Genomic DNA, 25,236 nt, shown 5'->3' on the forward strand with positions numbered 1-25,236 from the left:
CGGCAGATGGAATAAAATAGGAATCTCATAGGAATTTCGATGCCCGCCAATGCGGGCATTGCAGCCGATGCTTAAGAGAGCGAGCCGTCTTTGAACGCGGAAACGATCTTTTCCGCCGGGCTGTTGGCGGCAATCAGCGCCGCAAGCAGTATACGCGCCTGTCCGGGGCGCAGCGTTGACGAATGGATGGCACCGGCCGCGACCAGATCGTGACCACCGCCGCCACCGCCGTAACTCGCCACCAGCAGTCCTTCCGGGACCCTGCTGGAGACGACGACGGGAACGCCTCGCTCGGCACAGCGCTTCACCGCCACAGCGATGCCCGGATTGGCGTTGCCGGAGCCAAGTGCGGCAAGCACGATCCCATCCGCACCGGCCTGCAGGCTTGCCTCGATATGGGCGGCATCACAACCGGGATAAATGGCAACGATATCAACCCGCAGATCGGCGAGGGGCGCAGCAAGCTCCAGCGCTGCGGCATGGGCCGCCGGCCGCGCAGAGCGGAACGCATCCGCCGCATCCGCGCTCAGCTTGTACAGCCCCCATGCCGGCAGACATCTGCCGCCGAAGGATAAAAGCACGCCGCGTTCGGCATTCGTCTGATCAAGCGCCGTTTCTATGGCCGCGGCCAGATTGGACGGCCCGTCCGCATTCGGATGGTCGGCCGTAAACTGTGCGCCGGTGAAGACAACCGGCTTGGTGGTGGCATGCTGCAAATGCACGAGCAGCGAGGATTCTTCCATCGCATCGGTTCCATGCAGAACGACGACACCGGTGACAGCGGGATCATTGAGCTCCACGCCTACCGCATCGCTGATGCGCTGTATGTCGGCCAATGTCAGGCTGGAGGAATCCTTCGCCATCAGATCGACCGGCTTCAGCCTCGCGTTGATTTGCGGAACCAGTGCAAGCAGGTCTTCACCCGAAAGGCTTGGTGTGCTGGCGCCATCGGCGCCGCGCCTGCTGGCGATGGTACCACCGGTGGCGATGACCGCCACCAATGGAGCTTCACCATGCCCGCTCAATGCGACGCTCCCGCGCCTGCACGTTCGCCGGCCAGACGGTGGATACGGTCGCGCAGCATATACCAGCCGATGACCAGCGCCGGGATGATGACCAGCAGCGAAGCGATGGTCCACGAGCCGACAGGGTAATCAAAAGCCATCAGCACCAGCACGCCGAACAGGAAGACGAGTGTGAGAATGCCAGTGTAAGGCGCACCGAACATGCGGAAATCCGGGCGAGCCAGTTCGCCGCGCCTGGAAAGCTGCCACAGTTTGAGCTGGCAGAGCACGATGACGGCCCATGCGCAGATGATGCCGAGCGCCGACAGGTTGAGTGCAATTTCGAAGGCCGCAGCTGGCACGACGGCGTTCAGCGCCACACCGAGAACGGTGACGGCGGCGGTCACCGCAATACCGCCATAGGGCACGCCGGCCTTGTTCATCTTTGCCAGCGCTGCCGGCGCCGATCCAGAGACCGCCATCGAATGAAGAATACGGCCGGTAGAATAAAGCCCGGCATTGAGCGAAGACAGCACGGCGGTTAGCACCACAAGGTTCATGATCACATCCGCACCCTGAACACCGATGGAACCGAAGAAGGTAACGAAGGGGCTCTCGCCAGCCTTATAGGCGGTATAAGGCAGAAGCAGCGTGAACAGCAATACCGAGCCGACATAAAACACCACGAGGCGCAGCACCACGGCGCGGATGGCGCGGGGCATGACTTTGCGAGGGTCTTCGGTTTCCCCTGCCGCCGTGCCGATCAGTTCGATCGAGGCGTAAGCGAACACTACCCCCTGAATGATGACGAAGGCAGGAAGAATGCCGTTCGGGAAGAAGCCGCCATTGTCGGTGATAATGCTGAAGCCTGTCACATGCCCTTCAATGGGCGTGCCAAAGATGACGAAATAGACGCCAACGACGAGGAAGATCGCAAGCGCCAGCACCTTGATCAGGCTGAACCAGAACTCAAGCTCGCCAAAAACCTTCACCGACAGCATGTTCATCGCCAGCACAACCAGAAGTGCCGTCAACGCAAACACCCATTGGTCGATGCCCGCCAGCCAGGGGACGTAGTGCTTGAAGAAGTTCATATAGAGCGCAACGGCGGTCACATCGGCCACCGAGGTCATTGCCCAGTTCAACCAATACATCCAGCCGGCAAAGAAAGCCATCTTCTCGCCATAGAACTCGCGGGCATAGGACACGAACGAGCCGGAACTCGGGCGATGCATGATAAGTTCGCCAAGTGCACGCAGCACCAGAAACGCAAAGAAGCCGCAAAGCGCATAAACAAACACCAGCGCCGGACCGGCCTGCGCCAGCCGTCCACCGGCGCCCAGGAACAGCCCGGTGCCAATTGCGCCACCAATCGCGATCATCTGGATCTGACGCGGTTTAAGTGCCTTGTGGTATCCGAGGTCTTCTTCCGTGAAGACCTCGCGTTCGGCAGGTGCCGTTTTTACAGATTTCATTGATATTTCTCCTCCCAATGAATTTGCTTTGCAGTCGGCGATACGCCGGAAATCAAAATTGGAACTGGCATGCTCGGCGCTGGATACAGCGCCAGCAAGCTCATGCATCGCTGTAAAGCTGCATGACAGATTTTTGCCCTCATAATTGCAGAGAATGCCGTTCGTCAAGGGGATCGAAGCATTATTGACCTTCGTACGGCGAAGGATTAAGGTCGAAAAATCTGTAAGACAGCTTTACAGATTTTGGTAACGCTTTGAGCTATTGGAGGAAAAAGTGGGCGTGACGCGCATGGAGCATGATTTGCTCGGAACGAAGGAAATTCCGGCAGATGTTTATTGGGGCGTGCACACGGCACGCGCGGTGGAGAACTTTCAGATCACCGGCGTAACGATCGGCCACAACCCCTATCTCGTCAGGGGACTTGCCTATGTGAAGGAGGCCGCCGCCCTCGCCAATCACGAGCTTGGCTTGCTTGACCAGGAGCGGATGGAAGCAATCGTCAGAGCCTGCCGCGAAATTCGTGAGGGTGCGCTTCACGAGCAGTTCGTCGTGGACGAAATTCAGGGCGGTGCTGGCACTTCCACCAACATGAACGCCAACGAGGTCATCGCCAACCGGGCACTTGAACTGCTCGGCCACGCGAAAGGCGATTATGCCCACCTTCACCCCAACGACCACGTCAATCTCAGCCAGTCCACCAACGATGCTTATCCGACGGCGGTCAATGTAGGAATGATCGAAGCGATCGACGATCTCGCGGCTTCGATGGGTGTGCTGAAAGACGCGTTCGATCGCAAGGCACAGGAGTTTTCCGGCTTCATCAAGCTGGGACGGACGCAATTGCAGGATGCCGTGCCGATGACGCTCGGTCAGGAGTTCCGCACTTTCGTGGTGATGCTGGGCGAGGATCAGGCCCGCCTCATCGAATCCGCAGCCCTGCTGCACGAGATCAATCTCGGCGCCACCGCCATCGGCACCGGGCTCAATGCACCGCGCGGTTATGCGGCGCTTGCCTGCCAGCATCTGGCGCGGTTGACCGGACGCCCGCTGGTGACGGCCGCCGACCTGATCGAAGCGACGCAGGACCCCGGCGCATTTGTGCATCTGTCCGGCGTGTTGAAACGTGTCGCCGTCAAACTGTCAAAAACCTGCAACGACCTTCGCCTGCTCTCTTCCGGCCCGCGCGCCGGCATCGGCGAAATCACCCTGCCCTCCGTTCAGGCGGGGTCCAGCATCATGCCGGGCAAGATCAATCCGGTCATTCCCGAAATGGTCAATCAGGTGGCTTATGCGGTAATCGGCAACGACATCACCATCACAATGGCCGCCGAAGCCGGGCAGCTACAGCTGAACGCCTTCGAGCCGATCATGGTGCGTGCCCTTTCCCAGAGCATCAGCCAGCTGAGCGCCGCTTGCCGGACTTTGGCGGCACGTTGTGTCGATGGCATCGTCGCCAATCCCGCCATCATGGCACAGCGTGTGGAGGAATCGATCGGTCTCGCAACCGCGCTTAACCCGCTGATCGGATACTATGCAGCAACTGACGTCGCAAGGGAGGCGCTGGCCAGCGGCCGCACCGTCCCGCAGGTGGTGCTGGAGCGCGGCTATCTGACGGAGGAGCAACTTCATCAGGCACTGAGCCCCCGCCACCTCGCCAACCTACCCGCGCTTACGGGTGTCGAGCCCGATCTTCTCCAATAATGGTCGTTACCACCTGCTTCACCTGACCCAGGTGAAGCTCCATCGCTTCGCGCGCATCGGGGGACGAACCCCGCCGGATCGCCTCGACGATCCGGCGGTGCTCCAAATTCGATGCAACGCGCCGGCCAGCCATCAGGTTGACCATCTCGGACTGTTGGGAAAGAGCCTCGCGCGCATCGGCCACAACCTTGGCAAACAGTGCATTGGACGAGGCTTCCGCAATGGCGCAATGAAATTGCCCGTCCAGCAGCACCCACGGATGCGGCCTTTCCTCAGCCTCCATCCTGTCGCAGAGTTCGAGCAGGGTCTCTAGTTGGGCATCCGTGCGCCGTAGCGCCGCCCAACCGGCCGCCGGCACCTCAATGAAGGGGCGTGCCTCGATCAGGTCACGGGCGGAATATGCTCCGTAACTCAATTCAGCAGGCGGTGTGGCGGTCATTACATAGGTGCCGCTACCCGTGCGCGTCTGCGTCAACCCCAGAGTCTGGAGAGATCGCAACGCCTCGCGCACGATCGGCCGGCTGACACCATATCTTTCCGCCAGATGGGCTTCGGAGGGCAGCCGGGTTCCGACCACGAGCTGACCAGAGGTGATGGCCGAACGGATATCTTCGAACACCACTTCTGCGGCATTCTTGCGATTGATCGGCTTTGCGTCCGCAAGCCAATCCGACAACCCGCCCATCCTTGAACCCTCCGGCACCCTTGGTCTGTCAACGACGCAGAAGCAAACGCTTATCTATTGAAGGACAGCGCCGCTGCCGCAGCTAAGCCGATCTTCCTAACACTATCTGCGCCGAAGGAACAACGATGGCGGGCACATTTGCAGAATTTAAGCGGGACAGTGGCTTTGCCGGCGCCACACCCTCGCGATCACGAGGGTGTGGCTGTCTCACAGGAAATTACGTCTTGATTTCCTGTGCTTCCTGCTTGTCATCTTCGCGCGGAATGCGGAACCACGCGACATAGAGTGCCGGAAGGAACAGCAGCGTGAGCGCCGTGCCAACCACGATGCCGCCCATCATGGCATAGGCCATCGGACCCCAGAATATCTCCCGAGATATGGGGATGAGGGCAAGTGTTGCCGCCGCAGCCGTCAGCATGATCGGTCGCATGCGATGCTCGGTCGCCTCGATGACGGCGCGCCAGGCCGAGACCCCCTCGCTTCTGAGATGTTCGATCTGAACGACGAGAATGACCGAGTTTCGGATCAGAATACCGATCAGTGCCAATATGCCGAGAATGGCGACGAAACCCATCGGCGCGTTGGAGAGCAGCAGCGCTGCCACCACGCCGATCAGCGCCGTCGGAGCAACGGCAAAGACAAGAAACAGCCGGCTGAAGCTCTGCAACTGAACCATAAGGATCGTTGCCATCGCAAACAGCATCAGAGGCACCACGGCTACGATTGGCGCCTGCGAATCCGCGCTGGATTCCACCGAGCCTCCTATTTCCACCTTGTACCCCACGGGGAGCGACTTTTCGAAAGCCTCGAGTTTCGGCTTCAACTGCTCCACGATCGTCGCCGGCTGCGTCGGGCCGATGATGGCAGCCTTGACCGTGACTGTCGGAATTCTGTCGCGACGCCAGATGGTCGGCTGTTCCAGCTCGTAGCGGAAATTGGCGATTGCCGACAGCGGCACGGCCTTGCCGTTCGTGGCCGGCAATTGCAGGTTCTGCAATGTTTCGATGGAGCCGCGCTCCGCCAGCTGCGCACGCGCCACCACATTGACGAGGTAGATATCATCCCTGACCTGCGTCACGGTGGAACCCTCGACAATGCTGTTCATTGCATTGGCGATGTCTTCCGAAGAGACACCGAGCTGGCGGGCCTTGTCCTGCAAAACGTCGACCTTGACCACCCGCGTCGGCTCATTCCAGTCCATGACCATGTTGGACAGCAGCCGATGCTCGCCGACGATGCCCGCCAGCTGCTGGCCTAGTTCGCGGACATGCTGGATATCCGGACCGCTCAAGCGATATTGCACCGGCTTTCCGACCGGAGGGCCGATGTCGAGCAATTTCACGAAGGCGTCGGTGCCGGTAAACGTCCGGTTCAGATAGTCCTGCAACTCAGCGCGCACCTTGTCGCGCACATCAAGCCCCTTGGTGACGATGATTGTCTGGCCGAAGGTGACATCAGGCGTCTGCACGTCAAAGGAGAGGATGAAACGTGGTGCGCCTTCACCGACATAGGTCGTCCAGTGGTCGATGTCGGGGTTTTTCGCCAGCGCTTCCTGCTCGAACTGTGCCATCTGCCGGTTGGTTTCGGCAATCGAGCTGTTCTGTGGCAGGTTCCAGTCTACGATCAATTCCACACGGTCAGAAGCCGGGAAGAACTGCTGCTGCACGAGGCTCATGCCGCCAACGGAAAGGGCAAACAACGCAACCGTGAGGATGATCGTAACCCAACGAAAGCGCAGCGCCCGGGCTAGAAGCCAGGAAAAGCCAGAGGCAAAACGGCCCTTCTTCTCATGGTGCGATTTCATCGTCTTGGGCAACATCGCCACGCCAAGCAGTGGCGTGAACACAACCGCGACAATCCACGACACGATCAGCGAAACGGCGATCACCACGAACAGGGTGAATGTGAACTCACCCGCCGCGCTGTTGTTGAGGCCGACGGGAATGAAACCGGCAACGGTGACCAGCGTACCGGTCAGCATCGGGAATGCGGTCGAAGTATAAACATAGGTCGCCGCTTTTCTGAGATCATCGCCGACCTCGAGGCGTGCGACCATCATCTCGACAGCAATCATAGCATCGTCGACGAGAAGCCCGAGCGCGATGATAAGCGCGCCGAGCGAGATGCGTTGCAGCGAAATGCCGGTATATTCCATATAGACGAAGGTGATCGCCAGCACGAGCGGTATGGAGACCGCAACCACCATGCCCGCCCGCAATCCGAGGCTGATGAAGCTGATGACGAGAACGATTGCGATCGCCTCGAACAGCGCCGAAGTGAAGCCGGAGACCGCCTCATCGACCACGGCCGGCTGATCGGACACGCGATGCACATCGACGCCAACAGGCAGGTCCGCCACGATACGCTTCATCTGTGCATCCAGCTCCTCGCCGAAATGCACGAGGTTCGCACCGGTTTTCATGCCTATGGCAAGACCGATGGCCGGTTGCCCGTTAAAGCGGAACAGAGAAGACGGCGGATCGACATAACCGCGCCGGATCGTCGCCACTTCCGTCAGCGGGAAGAACCGGTTGTTGACGCGCAGATTGATGGCGCGAAGGCTGTCTTCCGAGGTGAACTGGCCGCTGACACGCAGCGCAACACGTTCCGGCCCGGCATTGACGAAGCCGGACTGGGTGACAGCATTCTGGGCTTGCAGCGTCTTGATAATCGATTGCTGATCGATGCCCAGCGCTGCGATCTGCCGCGTGGAAAACTCCAGATAGATCGCCTCGTCTTGCGCGCCGATGACATCAACCTTGCCGATATTGTCGACAGTCAGAACCTTGGCACGCGCGTCCTCCACCAGATCGCGCAATTGCCGCTGGCTGAGACCGTCGCTGGTGAAGGCGTAGATATTGCCATAAACATCGCCGAAACGGTCGTTGAAGAACGGGCCGACAACGCCCGAGGGGAAGTCGCCCTTGATGTCGCCGATCATGTTGCGCACGCGCACCCAGGTGGGTTCGACATTCTTGGCTTTGGTTTCCGGCACGAGTTCCACGAAAATCGTCGTCTTGCCAGCGACTGTCTGGCTGCGCAGATAGTCGAGATTGTCGAGTTCCTCGAGCTTCTTCTCGATCCTGTCGGTCACCTGCCTGGCCACTTCCTCCGCCGAAGCGCCGGGCCATTGCGCGCTGATCACCATTGTCTTGATGGTGAAATTCGGATCTTCCTCACGTCCGAGGTTGAGATAGGAGAAAACACCGGCAAGAACGAAGACCAGCATGAAGTACCAGACGAGCGAACGGTGCTCGAGCGCCCAGTCGGAAAGATTGAATTTCTTCACTGATGGACCTCCTGATCGATCCTGATGGCTTGACCATCCTTAAGCTTGTGAACGCCGGCACTGGCGACACGTTCGCCGGGCTTGACGCCGCCGGTGATGCGCACACTGCCGCCTTCAGCGGGCTCGCCCTCTATTTTGACCGGGCGCGAGGTGACCGTGGCCGTATCGGTATTGACGATCCAGACACTCCAACCGTCTTCGGTTTTCAGCAGGGCCGACGAGGGGAGCATGATCTGCGATTCGGAGGCGGCAATTGCTGAGGCCGTGACGACCGAGCCGAGCCGGAATGTCGGCGGCGCATCCTGAAGGCTGATTTTCGTGCGGCGCGTGCGTGTTGCGGTTTCGGCTTCTGGGGCAATCTCACGCACCACGCCGGTGGTGCGTATCTTTGGGTCCAGTTGCAGGGCGATATCGAAGGTCGATCCGATATCAAGTCGCTGCGCCGCAAATTGCGGAACATCGACCACAACATCCCGCACTTCCGGGCGGGCAATGGTCACGACCGTCTGTCCGGCAGAGACGACCTGGCCAATTTCACCGGATGTCGCAGTCACCACGCCGTCAAATTCCGCGTGTAGCTGCGTATAGCCCAGTTGCTCCTCGGCCTTATCAAGATTTGCACGGGCTTTGGCGACGGCGGCATTGGCCGTTCGCGTGGCCTGCTCGGCCTCTTCAAGTGCTGCTTCCGTGCCGCTGCGGGCCTCGGCCAGCACGCGCTGACGCTGCTCGGTCGTCACCGCATTGGCCAGTTGCGCTTCGGCGTTGGACAGATCGGATTGGGCGCTCTTTACCGAAAGTTCCAGCGCGAGCGGATCGATCGAGGCCACCACATCGCCTTTCTTGACCAGATCGGCCACATCGACATTGCGGGCAATGATCCGGCCGAGAACACGAAAGCCGAGATCGGTCTGAATTCTCGATTCCACCGTGCCGGTCAGCCGCAGCGCATCGGCGCGCGTCTCCCCTACGACAACGGAGAGCACCGGGCGCGGCGCCTCAGCGGGCGCTTCCTGCTTTTCCTGGCAGGACGAGACCGCAATCGCCGGAAGCAGCAAAAACAAGCTTCTGTTTATCCTGAACATTATTGTGCCTGCCCCTTTTCATAGGCGACCTTTTCACCGGTGCGGAGAAATTTGGTCCCGCTGGTCACGACGAGATCGCCGGGAAGAAGTCCTTCCGCCACGACGAATTGACCCGTCTCATAGTCGGAGACCTCAACCCGGCGCATGGCGATTTCCGAGGACTGCGCATCGACCACCCAGACGGCGGGAAGGCCGTTCTGCGATGCCATTGCCGACCAGGGAAGCTCAATCGCCTCCACCTGCTTGAAGCGGAAATGACCCGATACCGGTGCTCCGAGCGGCATGGTCATATCGCCGTTCAGGCCAACCTTGACCCGGATCGTCCCATTGTCGGGATCGATCGTCGGGGAAATCTCCCGCACCGGTCCCTCGACAGCGCGGGCGGGATCCGACAGGAGGCTGACATTGACGAGATTGTCGATATCGCGCTCGAGGAACAGGGATTCGTAGACATCAAATACCGCATCGCGCGGCCCGTCATGCGCCAGCGTGAAAACGAGCTGAGCGGCCTGCGCCACCTGACCGACTTCGACATTGCGCGCGGTGATCACACCATCCGCATCGGCCCTGAGTTCGGTGTAGGAAAGCGCATCGCGCGCCGTATCCAGCTGGGCCTGCGCCGATCTGACGGCGCCTTGTGTGGTGAGCAGGGTTTCCTGCGCCTTGTCGACCGCGGAGCGCGAAGTCACCTGCGTCTTGAAAAGACTTTGCTGGCGATCGAATGCCAACTGCGCCTGCGTCATCTGCGCTTCGGCAGATTGCAGGTTGGCCACCGCAACGTCGATATCCGCCTTTTGCTCTTCCGGGTCGATGCGAGCAAGCAATTGCCCGGCCTTTACCGGGGTACCCACATCCACCAGCCGCTCGGTGATCTTGCCGCTCACCCGAAAGGAAAGGTCCGTCTGGACCCGTGCCCTTACTTCACCGGTGATGACGCTGCCACGGCCGACGGGCTTTTTCGCTGCCGCAACCACATCGACGACACGCAACGGCTTTTCAGCAGGCGGCTCTTCGTTGCTGCAGGACGACAGGGCGAAAATGCCGCCGACCGCCATTGCTAAAAGAATGCTTTTCATGGTGACCTCTTGATCTTCGCCTCACCCTATAATATTTGACTGACTGAATAGTCAATGAAATTCTTGTGTCGCCGATCGGGAACCGTCCGGACGTCAAACCGGGCTCCCCGAATGATCATTACGAATGCCCGGCGCGTCCTCTCGGACGCATCGGGGGATGTGCCGACATATTGAACCACGCACCACGTCTTGTAAAAATCGATTCCGGTTTTTACGCCGGTGCTATAGGCAAACCACCTGTCATTTCCGCCGATTGCGACGGGTAAAAAGGCAAGTGCCGAAAGAATACGTAGGGATCCGGGGTTATGGCAAAAGCAAAACTGACACGCGCAGAACAGAAGATACAACGTCCGTTGGAAATTCTCGACGCCGCATTCGAGGAATTCACCAAGAGAGGATTTACGGCCACGCGGGTGGAGGACATTGCCGAGCGGGTGGGAGTGACGAAAGGCACGGTCTACGTCTATTTCGAAACCAAGGAGGCTCTTTTCGAGGCGATGATCAGGCATGCCTCGGCACCTTTTCAGGAGGCATTCAAGGCTTATGCACGCACGTCGGATGATCCCGTCGAGGAGCTTCGGATGCTTCTTGAATTCCTGTTCGACGCCCTCGTCGACAATAGAAAGATGCGGGAACTGTTTCGCTTCATCGTTGCGGAAGGAGCAAAATTCCCCGATCTCATCGACCAGCACCATGACGTGGTGATGGCGCCGGTATTCGAGCGGATCAATACGATCCTCGAAGAGGGCGTGGCGAAAAAAAGGTTTAGAGCCAACCCCACCGAACTGGCCAAGGTCGTCATGTCACCCATAGTCGGAACATTGGTTTTCCGGTTGATTTTCGACGATCGGCGCAGTCTGGACAAGCAGGTCGTTCTGAAGATTCATCTCGAACTGATCATGCGCGGGCTGCTGGCATAAGGGGCACTCTCCTGCCAGTCGATGACCCCTGATGCTGCGATCTGATACATCGCAAGAAACCTTACATGTCGGGCGCGATACAGCCACAATGCTGCGGTAAGGGTCTGTTGCCTCGAGCATATTGCTCGTATTTGAACGAGTAATTGCCATCCTGTTGCCGAGACCCGCTCACCACTCCAACTTTTCAGCGATTTTAGTTGCCGAGTCGAGCTGTGCTCCTGCGAGAGAATGCCAGTGCCGATTAAATTCTAGTACCCTTCAATCAATTTGAGGTCACCCTGCCCCTCTGTGCAAACAGCGCCGGTACAGTTAGACAGAACAGGTTCCAGCCGCGCAGAGTTGTGCGAGATCCTCGCCGAGCAGATCGACTTAATTAACCGTTTCAGATTTCAGGAGCGAGCTTACAGCTCGAACATTTATGAACAAAACAGTGAATGCCCGCGCCGAGCAGAGCACGGAACCGCCGCGGCAACGCGTGTTGGCTCGAGATCGGGCTATTCCAGAAAACGACCGCCAGCGCGGTGAACACTTTTTTCGAAATGCAGGCGACCAGAAGGATTGCTATCAACCATGACCGCGACGTTAACAGCCCAATTACCTGGCGGCGCGAGTGAAAAGGCCCTGCTTAAAATACTTTCGAATTATCGCAAACCCCGCACCGGCCGCAGCCTGTACGAACTTGCCGTGACGCTTGTTCCCTTTGTATTCCTTTGGGCAGCAGCGTCGGTATCGATTCATTTTGGTTACTGGCTTGGCCTGCTTCTGGTGATCCCCGCAGCCGGATTCCTGTTGAGGCTCTTCATACTGCAACACGATTGCGGACACGGCTCTTTTTTCGGGCGCCGTCGCTGGGATGACTGGACGGGTCGCGCAATCGGTATCCTGACGCTGACGCCCTACGACTATTGGCGCCGCGCGCATGCGGAACACCATGCGTCAGCCGGCAATCTCGATGAGCGAGGGGTTGGCGACATTACAACTCTGACCGTGACCGAATATCGTGCACTCTCCTCACGCGGAAAACTCGGTTATCGCTTGTACAGGCATCCGCTGGTGATGTTCGGCATCGGTCCTGCTTTCCTGTTTCTGTTCAAACAAAGGCTACCGTTTGGCATGATGCGGTCTGGAGCGTTGCCCTGGATTTCGACAATGGCAACAAATGCCGGTGTGGCCGTATTGGCCATTCTTCTTATCTGGGCGATAGGGCTCGTGCCTTTTCTGTTGGTTCATCTGCCAATAGTGCTGCTTGCCGGGTCAGCAGGTGTCTGGCTGTTTTATGTCCAGCACCAGTTTGAAGAAACCCACTGGTCCAAGCCTCCGGAATGGGCTTTTCCCCATGCGGCGATGCATGGCGCCTCGTATTACGATCTTCCGGGTCCGCTGCGTTGGATCACCGGCAATATCGGCATGCACCATGTCCACCATTTGTCGAGCAAGGTACCTTTTTACAGGTTGCCAGAGATTCTGCACGACTACCCGGAGCTTGCGAAACTTGGTCGCATCAGCCTTCGCGACAGCCTGGGCTGCGTAAAGCTCATTCTGTGGGACGAATCCACCAAACGGCTGATTTCGCTACGTGAGGCAGAAAAGCAACCGCGATAGACGAGAGCTGGAACGACGCAATACCCTTTGAGCCGGTGCGTGAGATATCATTCCGCTAAATGCAGAACCGACCCCAATGAGACGTGGCCAACAGTGTAGGTTTGCATTGTTTCAGTAACGGCCGGCACTGTCGGCCAGAGATTGAATTGTAGCAGCAGCCATTTTGTTGGATCGAATGCGGCTATGGCCGCGAGCGCGCCGGCCCTGATTGCTGAACGCGCGTCCGCGGTCGCCGTATCGCGTAGCTTGGCCAGATCAGAATGGGGCGCTATGGACCGAGCCTCCCGTGTGGCATATCGCGAAGCTGTAAGATCAGGTACGTGGTCGGCGTGCCAGACCAGCCATGTCTGCACCGATGGCCAGCCGAAGTCCCGTGTCAGAACCGCAAAACCTGGACCGGACAGGAAGCTGTCTATCCCTTCTGGCTCGTCCCAGAGATAGAACGGCGCGTAGAGATTTTCAGCACTGGTGAAGCCGGCATCCTGCTTTCTCGCCGAAAGATAGGCCTTGAAACGCAGGCGTGGAAAGCCATCGAGCAGCGGCCCCTTCTCCCTTATGCGCCGGTCTATGATCGCCATGTCGTAGCCGGCAGGCAGCGTGAAGCTGTATTGCATGGCGATCATGACGTGCTCTCCTCTTTTTTGACAGGTTCCATCCAGTGGACGGCAGTTCCACTCCTGACCGGCTGGACGCTGAGATAGCTGAAGGGACAGGACGGCGCGGCGCCATGCCAATGGGCTTCGCCGGGCGCAAACCACACCGCATCTCCGGCACGGACTTCACGCGGATCGTCACCCTTGCGTTGGATGAGACCGATGCCATCCAGCACGAAGAGAAGCTGGCCGCGCGGATGACTGTGCCAATGGGTCACGACCCCCGGCGGCACAAAAGCGCGCATTGCCGTCATCTCGCCATCGATCCGGCTCGATAACAGCATCTGGACGAGGAAGGATCCGCTGGAGATACCCTCAGGTGCAGCAACTATTCCGTCACCGGCTCGACGCACGCTCATGGTGGATGGACAGGCCGGTTGCATCTCGAAAAAATCGGTCATCGGCCACTCCCATCCGCTGGTGTGCCTGCTGAAACGCCTGATGCAAAGGACCAGTCATCAAACGTCGAGTTGACGATGGCGACCATCACATCCTCCGGCCTCACACCGGGCGACACCGCCAGGTTTTCGACGAGCCTCGCATAGAAGCGCGCCTTGGTTTCCGGCGATCGCGTCTTGCCGGTGGTGATATGAAAGAAAATGAAATCATCCGACCGAGGGCCGCCGCGATATGTTCGGTCGAAGATCAGTTCGCCCGGTTGGTGCTGGTGGATTGCAGCGAAGCGGTCGTTTTCCGGAACGTCAAAGCAGTCGACAAGCGCGCGGTCGAGACTGTCGGAAACCGCCTTGAGATAGTCGGTGGATTTGCCCGCAAGCAAAGATATTCGGGTGAAAGGCATGGATGCGCTCCGTTCAAGAGGATTGACAGCCACACTATGAAACGACATCATCATCCTGAAAATCAAATTATTCAGGACACTACGTCCTGATTTTAGGGACATTTAATTTGCGCCTTACCCATTTGGATCTGGACGCGCTCCGCAGTTTCGTGATTGGCATCGAGAGCGGGTCGTTCGCGCAGGCCGCAGACAGACTGGGGCGTTCGACCTCTGCGGTCAGCGCACAACTCAAGAAGCTGGAGGACCAGACCGAAACCGCTCTGGTGCGCAAATCCGGCCGGGGGCTGGCGCTGACCGAGAGCGGCGAAGTGCTGCTGTCCTATGCCCGCCGCATATTGAGCCTGAATGACGAGGCGATCAGCGCCGTTCGCGGGCCGGAACTCGCAGGCTGGATCCGCCTCGGGATTCAGGAGGATTTCGGAGAAACCGTGTTGCCGCAGGTGCTGGGCCGTTTCGCACGGGCCCATCCGCGGGTTCGGATCGAAGGGCGCATCGCTCGCAATAGCGAATTGCGGGAGAAGGTCGAGTCCGGCCATCTTGACCTCGCCTTGGCTTGGAATGACGACACGGCTTCGCCGGCTGAAACGGTTGCATCCATGCCACTGTGCTGGCTGGGCGCGGCGGAAACAGAAACTGTCTGGCAGACCGGCGGGAAAGAGCCGCTGCCACTTGCAGTCTTGGAAGCGCCGTGCCTTTTACGTAGCATTGCCTGCAACCACCTTGATCAACAGCGTATCGCCTGGCGCATTGCATTCGTCAGCCCTAGCCTCGGCGGGTTGTGGGCTGCGACAGCCGCAGGCCTTGGCATCGCACTTCGCACACCGTTCGGCCGGCCGCCTTCCGTACGGGTTCTCGATCCACTCACCAATGGTTTGCCACAACTCCCGTCGCTGGGGCTCAGCCTTCTTCGCTCCGGAAAAGACGAAAATCCAATCAGCGCCCATCTCGCCACGATCATCCGCCAAGCCTTGCAGGAAACGCTGCCGGAAGCATGGATAGTGCGACCGTAATCGCTGAAATAGCATGAGCTTCCGCCAAGATTACAGGCACGGCGAAGCTGCAGGGGATTCTTGGCTCGGTTTAAAGGCTTGCGCTCGATTCACAAAAATTCCGCATAATATCTTTCATTATCACAATAAACATGATTATCTGCGGAAATGGATTCAACAGACCGCAAAATCATCAGTCTTCTTGCAGAAGACGCCCGCCGCTCTCTGGCCGATATCGGAAATGTCGTGGAGCTTTCCGCTTCGGCCGTGAACGAGCGCATCCGACGCCTGACGGCCAGCGGGGCGATCCGTCGCATCACCGTTGATGCCGATCCATCCGCATTCGATTTGCCCGTGATCGCCTTCGTGTGGATCGCGTTGGCGCCGGATGCGGACGAGGCCGCGTTTCGTGTCTATGCGGCGTCGCAGTCCGCTATTGCGGAATGTCACCATGTGACCGGGCAGTGGTCCTACCTCGTCAAAGTTCACGTCGGGTCGCTGGCGGAGATCGAAACCTTTCTGGCGACAATGAAACAGAACGGGTTCCTTGCCCGTACCGAAACGATCATCGCCCTGTCTTCTGTCGTGCCGGGACCATTTATGCCGAAGGAAAGCGTGGACTGATGGAACTGATGCTCGTTTTGAAAAGCATTGTGCTGGGCCTTGCGGTCGCAGCCCCGCTCGGCCCCATCGGCGCCCTCTGCATCAACCGGACCCTTGAGCGCGGGTTCTGGGCGGGAGTGGCAGGTGGCCTTGGGACTGCTCTGGCGGATGCCGTGTATGCCAGCCTCGCAGCGCTGGGCTTTTCCGCTTTCGCGGCGACCCTTGCGACAATCGATACGCCGCTCAAAATCGTCGGCGGCCTTTTCATGCTGTGGCTCGGCTGGAAAAGCCTGAGGCCCAAACCTCTGGCAGAAGCGGCCAAGGTTGGAGCGCGCGATCTGCTCGGCACCATCACCGCGACCTTTTTCCTGACGATCACCAACCCCATGACGATTCTGTCCTTTGCAGCAATTTTCGCGGGTCTCGGCCTTGCTGACGCATCGGGAGCGACGAGCGCGTTTTTTGTGGTCGCGGGCGTTTTTCTAGGGTCTTTATTGTGGTGGTTCATGTTGAGCGGCGGCGTTGCATTTGCCCGGCAGCGCCTTCCCACCACCTTTGCCCGCTGGGTTTCCCGCCTGTCCGGAGTGATCCTTGTCTTATTCGGGATTTTTTCCCTAGGTTCACTTGCCTGGGGCATGATGGCTCATTGAAATGCAACGGTTTTTTCTGCGGCTCCAACTTCTGGGAAAATCGGCGCTCCCTCCACGGCCGCATCGAGATCGGCGTCGTCGACGATGAAGGGCGCATTGCCGCAAAGTTCCAGTCCCAGTTTCTTGATGGTCGGCGCGCATTGCCGGTAGAGATGTCCTCCCGTGCTCGCCGAAGAGCATGGGATCATTAAGATGCATATTTCCGACCCTCAACAGAAAACCTGCGCCGACGCGGGATCGAAGGCCAGATGCACGAGATCACCACGGTTGAGGCCCGAAATCGCCTCATGGCCAAATGGCAGGCGCACGGCAAAGGGCTCTCCCGAACCTGTATGGGCGACGACATGGACGTTGTTGCCAAGGAAGGTGATATCGCTGACGGTGGCCTGAAAACCGGCGTAAGAGCCGGGCCTGTTGCGGCTGAGCTGTAAACGCTCCGGACGCAGCATCAGCGCCGCCTTTTTTCCCGGTGCAGCTTCGCCATGAACCGGAATATGGTCAAAGACGATATTCTGCCCGAGCGAAACCGTCGCCTTGCCGCCCGAGGCGGCGAGGAGATCGCAGGCGATGAAGTCGCTGTCACCGATGAATTCGGCCACGAAGCGGGTGGTGGGGTGAGCGTAAAGCTCCGGCCCCGTACCGATCTGGTCAATCACGCCTTTTGAAAACACCGCGATCCGGTCGGAAAGACGCAAGGCCTCTTCCTGATCATGGGTGACGTAAAGGATCGTTACTTCCGTCTGCTGGTGGATGCGACGGATTTCGAACTGGATTTCTTCCCTGAGCTTCTTGTCGAGCGCCGAGAGCGGCTCGTCCATCAGAAGAACCGGCGGATCATAAGCGAGCGCCCTTGCCAAGGCCACGCGCTGCTGCTGGCCGCCCGACATCTGCGCAGGCTTTCTGTCCTCGAAACCTTCGAGACGAACGAGCCTCAGCATCTCCTTCACCTTCGCATCGATTTCCGCCTTGCTCTTTCGGCGCACTTTCAGCGGAAAGGCGATATTCTCGCCAACAGACAGATGCGGAAACAGCGTGTAACGCTGGAAGACCATGCCGATATTGCGCTTGTGCGACGGCGTGGAGAGCAGACTTTCGCCGTTCAGCAGGATGTCGCCCGCCGTCGGCTGTTCGAAACCGGCCAGAATGTAGAGCGTCGTGCTCTTGCCCGAACCGGATGGTCCGAGAAACGTCATGAACTCGCCCGGCTGCACCTCGAGATTGACATCCTGAACGGCGACGACCGGTCCGTATTGCTTGGCGATGCCGCGAATTTGCAGGAGCGGTTTGGTCATGTTTTCAATCCTTTTCGCACAGCCGCGACAAGCAGCATGAGAATGATGGTCACCGCGATGAGAAGCGTCGATGCAGCGGCGATCACCGGCGTCAGATCCTGCCGCAGCGTCGCCCAGATTTTCACCGGCAGCGTCTGCAACGTTGGACTTGCCATGAAGATCGCCAGCACCACCTCATCCCAGGAAGTGAGGAAAGAAAAGATCGCGGCTGAGAACAGGCCATGGCTGATGGCCGGCAAGGTGATGCGGATTTTGGCCTGCAGCGGGCTCGCGCCGCATAGCACTGCAGCGTCTTCGATCGATTTATCGAAATCCTCGAGCGCGCTGGTCAACGCCAGAATGGAGAAAGGCAGCGCCACGACAAGATGGGCAATGACAAAGCCCGTAGTGGTGCCCGCAAGGCCGAGCTTCAGGAAAAAAGCATAAAGCGCCACCGCCAGCACCACGACAGGCAGGATCATCGGCGTCATGAACAAAGCCCGCAGACCCTCGCGCCCAATGAAACGCCCCCGCACCAGGCCGAAGGAGGCCACGAGGCCGATCAACACCGACAGGACTGTGACCATCACGGCGATACGCAGGCTTGTCCAGGCAGCATCCAGCCACCTCGGATCGGCAAAGAAATCCGCATACCATTTCAGCGTCCAGCCGGGCGGCGGAAAGATCAGCCATTGCGACGAGCCGAAGGACAAAGCAGCGATGAAGACAATCGGCAGGATAAGGAATGCCGCTGTCAGCACGGTGATTAAAAGGAGCAGCCACTTCCATGCGCCAAGGCTGTTGTAGTTCAAAAGCATGTCAGCGCCCCCCTGCCCCGGCCGCGCCGAAGAATTTCAGCTGGATTGCGTAAAGCGTCAGCGTCACCACCAGAAGCACCAGCGCCGCTGCCCCGCCCATGCCCCAGTTGACGAGAGACTGCACGAATTGCGCGATAAGCTCGGCCAGCATCATGTTCGCCGTGCCGCCCAGCAGCGCCGGGGTGACGAAATAGCCAAGCGACATGACGAACACCATCAGCGCGCCGGAGATCATACCGGGAGCGGCAAGTGGAATGAGAACGCGGGTCAGCGCCTGAAAGCGGGTTGCCCCGCACAGCGCCGCCGCCTGGAGAATGGCCGGATCGATCTTGCGGATGACGCCATAGAGCGGAATGATGATGAATGGCAGCATGATATAGGTCATGCCGATCGTGACGCCGGTCAGGTTGTTGACCAGTGCAAGCGGCTTGTCGATGATGCCAAGGCCCATCAGCGTCTTGTTGACGACACCCGTCCGCTGCAACAGCACCATCCAGGCATAGGTGCGTGCCAGAAGGTTGGTCCACATGGACAGAAGCAAAATTGCGAAAACGACGGAGGCAAGCCGCGACGGCATGATGGCAAGCGCCCACGCGACAGGAAAACCGATGACCAGCGTTACGAGCGTGACCAGCGCCGAGACCGCGAATGTATTGAAGAAAATCTTCAGGTAGGTGGAGCTGCCCAGCAATGCGGCGTAATTGCCAAAGCCCAGAACAGGCTCGGTAACGCTGCGCGACAGCAGGATGATAACCGGCACGACGAAGAACAGGGCAAGCAGAACGAATGCCGGCAGGGTGGCGGCAAAATTGCCGGGCCGGAAGGGCATCCGCACCTTCGTCTTCGGGCTTTCTGTTTCATCGGTAAGCGAGACCATGCCCAAACCTCCCCGGAGGTGAAAATTTGCGCGGGCGCTTTTGGCTGCCCGCGCCGTTGCCTTACTTGGCCTGCCAGGCGTACCAGCGCTCACCGATCTCGTCACGATGTTGCGCCCAGTAGTTCATGTCGGCATTGACCTGGCTCGCTGTCTGCTGGTCAGGCAGGGTCTTTGCCGTTTCCGGATCCATCAGCTTTGCGGATTCGACATTGACCGGGGCATAACCCGTGGCAGACGCCATATCCGCCTGCGCCTGCGCGGAGGTCGCAAGAGCGATGAACTTCATCGCCGCGTCCTTGTTCTTCGTTCCCTTGGGAACGACGAGAGAATCCGCTGCCGTGATGTTCTGCTCCCAGGAGGTCTCCACCTTCACACCGCTCTTCTCAAGCGCTGTCATGCGGCCGTTCCAGACGCTGCCGAAGGGTGCCTCCGCAGAAGCGATCAACTGCTGCGATTGCGCACCGCCAGACCACCAGATGATATCGGATTTGATCGTGTCCAGCTTCTTGAAGGCGCGATCGAGATCGAGCGGGTATAGCTTGTCGGCGGCAACACCATCGGCCAGCAGGGCTGCTTCGATCACACCCGGCGCGGACCACTTGTAAAAGGTGCGCTTGCCGGGGAACTTTGCCGTATCGAAAAGGTCGGCCCAGCTCTTGGGGCAGGCGGCTACAGCATCAACATTGCAGCCGATGACGAAGGAATAATAGAAGCTTCCGACGGAGTAATCAGTGACGAAACGAGGGTCTAGCTTCGTTTTGTCGATGACGGCGAAATCAAGCTTCTCCAGCAGGCCCTTCGGCCCGGCCTGCGCGGCGTAGTCGCCCTCCACGTCGACCACATCCCATGTCACGCCGTTCGCCTCGACCATGGCTTTCAGCTTGCCATAGTCCGTCGGGCCATCCTGAAGCACGTTGATGCCGGTCGCCACCATGAATTTTTCGGCCCAGGCCGCCTTCTGCGCGTCCTGCGTGGTTCCTCCCCAGCTGGAAAAAACCAGATCATTCGCCTGTGCGGATGCGCCCAGGGCGAAAATTGCTGCGCATGTCATCAATACCAGTTTCGATCTCATGTTCCCTTACTCCGTTTTAGAGCTTGTTGTTGGCATGCACTTCGCGGCCGGCAGATTCACTTCAGCGGTGAAAAAGGCGCCGGCTTCATGATCTTGTTTTCGGCGACTTCAATGAGGTCGCGGATCTTAGGCAGGAAAGACAACCAGCGTGGATCGGCCAGGAGCCGCGCGCGCCGTTCTTCGCGGTCATCCAGGCTGGAAAAAGCCCAGATGTGGACAATTTCATTGATCGGCCCGATCTCGGAAAAGAAGTAACCCACCAGCTCGCCCAGATGGCTTTTCTGGATTTCGATGCCTTCCTCCTCGACAACCCGAAGGTAGGCCGGAATGGCGCCGTTCTTCAGCCGGTAGGTGCGGATCTCGTAAAACATCGCGTCACCGCATCACGAATGGATCGGGGATCGGGTCATCGGAGGTTCTAAGCCATATGGTCTTCGTGCGCGTGTAATCGAGCGCTGCCGCAAGCCCGCCTTCGCGACCATCACCGGAAAGACCGAAACCCCCGAAAGGCGCAATCGGTGAGACGGCGCGATAGGTGTTCACCCAAACCACACCGGCACGGATCGCCTTCATCAGCCGATGGGCGCGCGTCAGGTTCTGCGTGAAGACGCCCGAGGCGAGGCCATAGACCGTGTCATTGGCCAAAGCGATCGCTTCCGCCTCGGTTTCGAAGGAAACAACCGAAAGAACCGGGCCGAAGAACTCCCTTTCCATGGACGGCGAACGAATGCCGTCACAATCGAGAATGGTCGGAGGGTAGAAATAACCAGCGCAATCCACCGCCAGACCGCCCGTCACCACCTTCGCACCGGCTTTTTCGGAAGCAGAGACCAGAGAGACAATATGCTTGCGCTGCCGCTCGGTCGCGAGCGGCCCCACTTCCGTTGCCATGTCCAGCGGCGAGCCGATGCGGATCGCCTCAGCCTTCGCCTTCAAAATCCCGAGGAAGCGATCCTTCACGCTTCTCTCGACGATCAGCCGTGATCCGGCAACACAGCTCTGACCGGTTGCCGCGAAAATTCCCGCGACCTGCGCATTGGCGGCGCTTTCGAGATCGGCGTCGGCAAAGACGAGGATTGGCGATTTGCCGCCGAGTTCGAGCGACGTGGAGGCAAGATTTTCGGCCGAGTTGCGAACGATGTGACGCGCCGTTTCCGGCCCGCCGGTAAAGGCGATATGGGCCACCTTGGGGTGTGTGGTGAGTGCCGTGCCGCAGGACGCACCGAAACCAGTGACTATATTGACGACGCCGGCAGGAAAACCAGCCTCCTGCACCAGCCGGGCGAACTCCAGAAGCGGCGCCGGTCCGTCTTCCGAGGCCTTGATGACGATTGTGCAGCCGGCAGCGAGCGCCGGGCCGATTTTAACGGCTGCCAGAAAAAGCTGGCTGTTCCACGGGACGATCGCGGCCACCACACCCACGGGTTCGCGCCGCAGCCAGACATCCATGTCCGGCTTGTCGATCGGCAGGTAGGCGCCCTCGATCTTGTCAGCCAAGCCCGCATAATAGCGATAATAGTCCGCGACATAGGCAATCTGCGCCGAGGTCTCGCGGATGATCTTACCGGTGTCACGGGTTTCGAGCTCGGCAAGCGTCTTTGCATTTTCGGCAACCAGATCGGCAAGCCGATAGAGCAGCTTGCCGCGTTGCGTCGCCGTCAGTTTCGACCAGGCGGCATCGTCATAAAGCGCCCGATGCGCAGCCTCTACGGCGCGGCTAATATCCGCTTCGCGGCTTTCCGGCATTTCTGCCCAAGGTTCACCGGTTGCCGGGTCGAGGCTCGAAAAGCTCGCCTCACCATCCTCGAAGCGCCCGTCGATGTAACATTGGAAACGGCGCATCATCTTACTCCTTGAAAGCCGGCATGACATCGGAAAGGAAGCGTTCCAGCGAGGCCTTCTTGCGCTCGAAGCTCATGCCGGTATCGATCCAGAAGGAATATTCGTCGTAGCCCATGGCCTCGTAGGCCTTAAGCCGGGTAATAACTTCATCGGCATCGCCGACAACGTTGTTCTTGCGCATGACATCACCGGAAAGCATGGCGTTTGCGGCAATCTCCTCCGGCGCAATACGCTCGATCAGCCCCTGATGAACGGGCTTTTCGTTTTTGAACCATGCAAAGAAGTAGTTGTAATAGACGCTCATCTCATGGGCCGCCTGGGCAATATCGGCTTCATCGGAACCGACATAGGTGTGGCGCAGCAGCATGATTTTCGGCCGCTGTTTATCCGGATTTTTCGCACAGGCATCGTTGAAGCGGCCCATCAGGGTTTCCACCTCGTCATCGCCTTGCCAGAGCGGCGTCACCTGAACATTGCAATCATTGGCGACAGCGAATTCATGCGAATTCGGATCACGCGCCGCCACCCAGATGGGCGGAAAAGGCTGCTGCAGCGGTTTGGGAGCCGATGTGGTGGCCGGGAACTTGAAGAATTCGCCGTCGTGGGTGTAGTCACCCGCCCAAACCCCTTTGACAGCCGGAATAAGCTCGCGCATCCGCTGGCCGGCGCCCCAGGCATCGAGGCCTGGAAGCAGCCGCTCATATTCGAACGAATAGGCGCCACGCGCGATGCCGATATCAAGACGGCCGTCACAGATCAGATCCGCCATCGCCGCTTCTCCGGCAAGCTTGATCGGGTGCCAGAAAGGCGCGATCACCGTTCCCGTACCCAGGCGTGCCGTCTTCGTACGCCGCGCCAGATCGGCGATCGTTACAAAGGGGTTGGGCGCTATGGTGAAATCCATGCCGTGATGTTCGCCGGTCCAGATGGCATGCATGCCACCACGATCGGCGATTTCGCAAAGCGTTACGAACTCCTCGTAGAGTGTCTTGTGGTCCTGGGAGGCGTCCAGCCGCTCCATGTGAACGAAGAGGGAGAATTTCATGGGTTTGGCCCCTTCATGGAGATGGGATGAACCTTGCCGGCAGTCTCGTTACCGACATAGACGCCGAAGTTGCCGATCGAGCTTTCCAGCACGAAACGATTGACGATATCCGCCGTAGCGCCGGAGTCGAATTTTGCCGAAGCCAGCGCGCCGGGCAACAGAAATCGGCCCTCGCGCGGCGCTTGATCGCCATCGGCAAGCGCGTGATAGACGACGTGTTGGCGCCCATCCGTCTTGTTCTCATAAACCGAGTAGAGAAATCCCGTTTTGACGGAGAGACCCGTCAGGTCTTCGAGACGTGATGTCAGCGCCGCGACCGGATCGCCGCTTGCCACGACACAACCGGGAAGCGACAGCACGTCGTCGCCAACGAGGTAAATCTCGCCGCGCCGTTCCAGAACGGCGCCCACGACGATATCGCCCTCTGCCGCTGCCGATACCGCCTTTGCAGCCAGCATCGGCGTGAAATAGCCGCCGCGCGCATAACCGAGACCGTTCAGGCCGCTATTGTCGAAAGCCTCGATACGGCCGAGCAGAATGACATGATCGCCGGCCTCGATAACCTCCTGCATCGAACATTCGAACCAGGCCGCGACGTCTGCAAAGACCGGGGAGCCCTTCGGCGCATCCAACCAGCTGGCGGTGGCGAAACGGTCTTCGACCGGCCGGGCGAAGGTGTTGGAGAGGTCCTTCTGGCTTTCCGACAGAATATTGACCGCGAAGTTTTTGGTGCCCGTCATCGTCGCGAAATTGCGCGAGCTACGGGCAAGGCAGATCAGCAGCAACGGCGGATCGAGCGAAACCGAGGTGAAGGAGTTGGCGGTAAAACCGATGGGCTTTCCTGCATCGTCCCGGGTGGTCACGATTGTTACTCCCGTAACGAAAGCGCCGAATGCATCGCGCAAAGCGCGCGGATCAAGGGTTGCAACAGTCATTGCGGCTCCTCCTCTAAAGCCAGCCATTCGGCCATCATTGCATTGACAGTTTCAGGCGCGGTCAGGTTGACCATATGCCGGTGCGCCTCAACGACGCGGGCGTAACCGCGCGGTGTGATCGCCGCCATCTGCTCGGCCATCAACGGCGTCGAATTGGGGTCGTCCGAACCCGTCAGGAAAAGAGCCGGGCAGATGACCGAGGGCCACCGATCCGCATAGGTCTCGTCGCCGCCCGCAAATGCGGTATAGGCAACCGCGTAACCTTCGGGATCGACCATTTCCAGCCAGCCCCGCGTCAACTCCCGCGCCTGCTGGCTCTTTGGATCGTCGCCGAACCAGCGTAACAAAGGGCCTTCCTTGTCCACGCCAGTGGTCCGGATGGCAGCCGCGCGTGCAAGAACCGCAGCCTTCGCGGCCGGATCACGGCGGTAGACGCCGTTCAGATAACCAACGCGCGCAATTCGATCTCCAAAGGTTGCAGCGGCACCGCCGGAAATCAGCGCACCCATGGAGTGCCCGGCCACATTGGCACGCGCGATCCGCATATCGTCAAGAAACCGGCCGAACCAGCCGACAAAATCCTTGAGCGAGCTGCCCGCTGGCAGGCGTTCACTGCCGCCATGCCCCGGCATATCTACCGCGATGACACGGTGCGTCTTTGAAAAGATTTCGATCTGCGGCTTCCAGGCTTCCAGCCGCATTCCCACGCCGTGGATGAGGATCAGGTCTTCACCGGCGCCTGCCTCGAAATAGGCCGCCCCGCCCTCGGTCACCTTGCGAGGGAGCACAGCAGCACCTGCCTTTGCAGCATTGACCCGTGACGTGGTGGCGGCCTCCTGCATTTGCA

Annotated in this window: 24 protein-coding genes and 1 pseudogene; 6 read left to right on the forward strand and 19 right to left on the reverse strand. The window is 59.1% G+C overall.

Annotation, left to right across the window (positions count from 1 at the left end; all coding sequences use genetic code 11):
* Nucleotides 1-71 precede the first annotated feature (71 nt).
* Together ACQZ6D_RS12290 and ACQZ6D_RS12295 are read right to left on the reverse strand one after the other, a co-directional pair.
* Entirely contained in the window at nt 72-1,025 is a 954-nt protein-coding gene (locus ACQZ6D_RS12290) for an asparaginase (RefSeq protein WP_065704452.1), read from the reverse strand.
* Nucleotides 1,022-2,479, reverse strand: coding sequence for an amino acid permease (locus ACQZ6D_RS12295; protein ID WP_019564934.1), 1,458 nt, complete (start codon nt 2,477-2,479; stop codon nt 1,022-1,024). Before ACQZ6D_RS12295 ends, ACQZ6D_RS12290 begins: the two co-directional genes overlap by 4 nt.
* Nucleotides 2,480-2,768: 289 nt before the next feature.
* Here ACQZ6D_RS12295 and ACQZ6D_RS12300 point away from each other — a divergent pair, with 289 nt between their 5' ends.
* Nucleotides 2,769-4,181 (forward strand): aspartate ammonia-lyase, encoded by a 1,413-nt coding sequence (locus ACQZ6D_RS12300; protein WP_065704453.1) that lies wholly within the window; start codon nt 2,769-2,771, stop codon nt 4,179-4,181.
* Here the strand turns inward: ACQZ6D_RS12300 and ACQZ6D_RS12305 are convergent.
* The 4 genes from ACQZ6D_RS12305 to ACQZ6D_RS12320 form a co-directional block, all read right to left on the reverse strand.
* A complete protein-coding gene (locus tag ACQZ6D_RS12305; protein WP_019564936.1) occupies nt 4,150-4,866 on the reverse strand; it encodes a FadR/GntR family transcriptional regulator in 717 nt (238 codons plus the stop codon). The two genes, ACQZ6D_RS12300 and ACQZ6D_RS12305, sit on opposite strands and share 32 nt — an antisense overlap.
* Before the next feature lie 217 nt (nt 4,867-5,083).
* A complete protein-coding gene (locus ACQZ6D_RS12310; protein ID WP_019564937.1) occupies nt 5,084-8,155 on the reverse strand; it encodes an efflux RND transporter permease subunit in 3,072 nt (1,023 codons plus the stop codon).
* Entirely contained in the window at nt 8,152-9,237 is a 1,086-nt protein-coding gene (locus ACQZ6D_RS12315) for an efflux RND transporter periplasmic adaptor subunit (protein ID WP_019564938.1), read from the reverse strand. Before ACQZ6D_RS12315 ends, ACQZ6D_RS12310 begins: the two co-directional genes overlap by 4 nt.
* Nucleotides 9,237-10,313 carry an efflux RND transporter periplasmic adaptor subunit gene (locus tag ACQZ6D_RS12320; RefSeq protein ID WP_025595357.1) on the reverse strand — a complete coding sequence of 359 codons (1,077 nt, stop codon included), beginning with the start codon at nt 10,311-10,313 and terminating at the stop codon, nt 9,237-9,239. The genes ACQZ6D_RS12315 and ACQZ6D_RS12320 overlap by 1 nt, the downstream gene beginning before the upstream one ends.
* Before the next feature lie 305 nt (nt 10,314-10,618).
* Between ACQZ6D_RS12320 and ACQZ6D_RS12325 the strand changes: the two genes are divergently transcribed.
* Together ACQZ6D_RS12325 and ACQZ6D_RS12330 are read left to right on the forward strand one after the other, a co-directional pair.
* Nucleotides 10,619-11,233 (forward strand): TetR/AcrR family transcriptional regulator, encoded by a 615-nt coding sequence (locus ACQZ6D_RS12325; protein WP_019564940.1) that lies wholly within the window; start codon nt 10,619-10,621, stop codon nt 11,231-11,233.
* A gap of 570 nt (nt 11,234-11,803) precedes the next feature.
* Nucleotides 11,804-12,835 (forward strand): fatty acid desaturase, encoded by a 1,032-nt coding sequence (locus ACQZ6D_RS12330; RefSeq protein WP_035199703.1) that lies wholly within the window; start codon nt 11,804-11,806, stop codon nt 12,833-12,835.
* A gap of 47 nt (nt 12,836-12,882) precedes the next feature.
* Here ACQZ6D_RS12330 and ACQZ6D_RS12335 read toward each other — a convergent pair whose 3' ends face one another.
* Genes ACQZ6D_RS12335 through ACQZ6D_RS12345 form a run of 3 tightly spaced genes read right to left on the reverse strand, consistent with a single transcriptional unit; the run spans nt 12,883 to nt 14,287 of the window.
* Nucleotides 12,883-13,458 (reverse strand): DUF4865 family protein, encoded by a 576-nt coding sequence (locus ACQZ6D_RS12335; protein WP_035199704.1) that lies wholly within the window; start codon nt 13,456-13,458, stop codon nt 12,883-12,885.
* Nucleotides 13,455-13,889 (reverse strand): cupin domain-containing protein, encoded by a 435-nt coding sequence (locus ACQZ6D_RS12340; protein WP_080671296.1) that lies wholly within the window; start codon nt 13,887-13,889, stop codon nt 13,455-13,457. Before ACQZ6D_RS12340 ends, ACQZ6D_RS12335 begins: the two co-directional genes overlap by 4 nt.
* Nucleotides 13,886-14,287 (reverse strand): tautomerase family protein, encoded by a 402-nt coding sequence (locus ACQZ6D_RS12345; RefSeq protein WP_019564945.1) that lies wholly within the window; start codon nt 14,285-14,287, stop codon nt 13,886-13,888. Before ACQZ6D_RS12345 ends, ACQZ6D_RS12340 begins: the two co-directional genes overlap by 4 nt.
* Nucleotides 14,288-14,394: 107 nt before the next feature.
* On the opposite strand from ACQZ6D_RS12345, the gene ACQZ6D_RS12350 reads away from it, so the two are divergent.
* The 3 genes from ACQZ6D_RS12350 (at nt 14,395) to ACQZ6D_RS12360 (ending at nt 16,529) form a co-directional block, all read left to right on the forward strand.
* Complete coding sequence (locus tag ACQZ6D_RS12350) at nt 14,395-15,297, forward strand: LysR substrate-binding domain-containing protein (RefSeq protein ID WP_013761885.1); 903 nt, start codon at nt 14,395-14,397, stop codon at nt 15,295-15,297.
* 147 nt (nt 15,298-15,444) lie between these two features.
* Nucleotides 15,445-15,900 carry an Lrp/AsnC family transcriptional regulator gene (locus tag ACQZ6D_RS12355; protein ID WP_013761886.1) on the forward strand — a complete coding sequence of 152 codons (456 nt, stop codon included), beginning with the start codon at nt 15,445-15,447 and terminating at the stop codon, nt 15,898-15,900.
* Nucleotides 15,900-16,529, forward strand: a complete 630-nt coding sequence (locus ACQZ6D_RS12360; protein ID WP_035199708.1) for a LysE family translocator — start codon at nt 15,900-15,902, stop codon at nt 16,527-16,529. Before ACQZ6D_RS12355 ends, ACQZ6D_RS12360 begins: the two co-directional genes overlap by 1 nt.
* A 38-nt stretch (nt 16,530-16,567) precedes the next feature.
* On the opposite strand, the pseudogene ACQZ6D_RS12365 reads toward ACQZ6D_RS12360, so the two are convergent.
* The 10 genes and pseudogenes from ACQZ6D_RS12365 to ACQZ6D_RS12410 form a co-directional block, all read right to left on the reverse strand.
* Nucleotides 16,568-16,702, reverse strand: a pseudogene (locus ACQZ6D_RS12365) (aldehyde dehydrogenase family protein); the annotation flags it as partial.
* Nucleotides 16,703-16,738: 36 nt separating this feature from the next.
* Nucleotides 16,739-17,821 carry an ABC transporter ATP-binding protein gene (locus ACQZ6D_RS12370; RefSeq protein ID WP_065660446.1) on the reverse strand — a complete coding sequence of 361 codons (1,083 nt, stop codon included), beginning with the start codon at nt 17,819-17,821 and terminating at the stop codon, nt 16,739-16,741.
* Nucleotides 17,818-18,618 (reverse strand): ABC transporter permease, encoded by an 801-nt coding sequence (locus ACQZ6D_RS12375; protein WP_035199713.1) that lies wholly within the window; start codon nt 18,616-18,618, stop codon nt 17,818-17,820. Before ACQZ6D_RS12375 ends, ACQZ6D_RS12370 begins: the two co-directional genes overlap by 4 nt.
* A 1-nt stretch (nt 18,619) precedes the next feature.
* Entirely contained in the window at nt 18,620-19,447 is an 828-nt protein-coding gene (locus tag ACQZ6D_RS12380) for an ABC transporter permease (protein ID WP_370647636.1), read from the reverse strand.
* A 109-nt stretch (nt 19,448-19,556) separates the two neighbouring features.
* The gene (locus ACQZ6D_RS12385) at nt 19,557-20,567 is read right to left on the reverse strand and encodes an ABC transporter substrate-binding protein (RefSeq protein ID WP_026330721.1); all 1,011 of its coding nucleotides are present in this window, start codon (nt 20,565-20,567) and stop codon (nt 19,557-19,559) included.
* A 56-nt stretch (nt 20,568-20,623) separates the two neighbouring features.
* Nucleotides 20,624-20,938 carry an NIPSNAP family protein gene (locus ACQZ6D_RS12390; protein WP_019564951.1) on the reverse strand — a complete coding sequence of 105 codons (315 nt, stop codon included), beginning with the start codon at nt 20,936-20,938 and terminating at the stop codon, nt 20,624-20,626.
* A 4-nt stretch (nt 20,939-20,942) separates the two neighbouring features.
* On the reverse strand, nt 20,943-22,409 hold the full coding sequence (locus ACQZ6D_RS12395) for an aldehyde dehydrogenase (RefSeq protein WP_065704548.1): 1,467 nt from the start codon (nt 22,407-22,409) through the stop codon (nt 20,943-20,945).
* Nucleotides 22,410-22,413: 4 nt separating this feature from the next.
* Complete coding sequence (locus ACQZ6D_RS12400; RefSeq protein ID WP_035199716.1) at nt 22,414-23,454, reverse strand: LLM class flavin-dependent oxidoreductase; 1,041 nt, start codon at nt 23,452-23,454, stop codon at nt 22,414-22,416.
* Entirely contained in the window at nt 23,451-24,389 is a 939-nt protein-coding gene (locus ACQZ6D_RS12405; RefSeq protein ID WP_035199719.1) for a flavin reductase family protein, read from the reverse strand. The genes ACQZ6D_RS12400 and ACQZ6D_RS12405 overlap by 4 nt, the downstream gene beginning before the upstream one ends.
* Nucleotides 24,386-25,231 (reverse strand): alpha/beta fold hydrolase, encoded by an 846-nt coding sequence (locus tag ACQZ6D_RS12410; protein ID WP_035199722.1) that lies wholly within the window; start codon nt 25,229-25,231, stop codon nt 24,386-24,388. The genes ACQZ6D_RS12405 and ACQZ6D_RS12410 overlap by 4 nt, the downstream gene beginning before the upstream one ends.
* Between the last annotated feature and the right edge of the window lie 5 nt (nt 25,232-25,236).

The sequence above is a fragment of the Agrobacterium sp. 22-3639C2 genome (assembly GCF_053522105.1).